The organism is Streptomyces tricolor (genome assembly GCF_002155905.1).
GTDB classification, from domain to species: domain Bacteria; phylum Actinomycetota; class Actinomycetes; order Streptomycetales; family Streptomycetaceae; genus Streptomyces; species Streptomyces tricolor.
The window spans coordinates 1-224 of record NZ_MUMF01000910.1 but is presented as its reverse complement, the minus strand read 5'-3'; the positions used below and the strand labels follow the sequence as shown (position 1 = coordinate 224).

Annotated in this window: 1 protein-coding gene; it reads right to left on the bottom strand. The window is 73.7% G+C overall.

Translation table 11 applies throughout. From position 1 onward, the window contains the following. A partial coding sequence (locus CCN44_RS47095; protein WP_462509670.1) for a GntT/GntP/DsdX family permease occupies nt 1-207 on the bottom strand: 207 nt, incomplete at its 3' end. Nucleotides 208-224: the final 17 nt, after the last annotated feature.

Here is a 224-nt window from a genome sequence, read left to right as displayed (position 1 = left end):
CAGGCCGGCCAGCAGGCCCACGGCCACGGAGACGGCGAGCAGGGCGACGAACGGCTGGAGCCGGACCTTGATGATCAGGAAGAGGAGCAGGGCTATGCCGAGGGCGGCGACCGTGAGGAGTCCGGGGGTGCCGTCGAGGAGCAGGAGCAGGCCACCGGTGTGGGGTGGCGGCGCGGCGGGGGCGGGCGCGGCGAGCGGGAAGGACATAAGGGGGTCCTCTGGGT